The organism is Staphylococcus simulans (genome assembly GCF_002902285.1).
GTDB lineage: Bacteria > Bacillota > Bacilli > Staphylococcales > Staphylococcaceae > Staphylococcus > Staphylococcus simulans.
Genome location: NZ_PPRU01000030.1, coordinates 1 through 515, shown reverse-complemented (window position 1 = coordinate 515; position 515 = coordinate 1). Strand labels below are relative to the sequence as shown.

Here is a 515-nt window from a genome sequence, read left to right as displayed (position 1 = left end):
AAAGTGACAGGTGGTGCATGGTTGTCGTCAGCTCGTGTCGTGAGATGTTGGGTTAAGTCCCGCAACGAGCGCAACCCTTAAGCTTAGTTGCCAGCATTAAGTTGGGCACTCTAAGTTGACTGCCGGTGACAAACCGGAGGAAGGTGGGGATGACGTCAAATCATCATGCCCCTTATGATTTGGGCTACACACGTGCTACAATGGACGGTACAAAGGGCAGCGAACCCGCGAGGTCAAGCAAATCCCATAAAGCCGTTCTCAGTTCGGATTGTAGTCTGCAACTCGACTACATGAAGCTGGAATCGCTAGTAATCGTAGATCAGCATGCTACGGTGAATACGTTCCCGGGTCTTGTACACACCGCCCGTCACACCACGAGAGTTTGTAACACCCGAAGCCGGTGGAGTAACCTTTTAGGAACTAGCCGTCGAAGGTGGGACAAATGATTGGGGTGAAGTCGTAACAAGGTAGCCGTATCGGAAGGTGCGGCTGGATCACCTCCTTTCTAAGGATAT

The 515-nt window shown here is 51.5% G+C and carries 1 rRNA gene; it reads left to right on the top strand.

Features of this window, described 5'->3' with window-relative positions:
* Positions 1-505, top strand: a 16S ribosomal RNA gene (locus tag CD112_RS07495); the annotation flags it as partial.
* Positions 506-515: the final 10 nt, after the last annotated feature.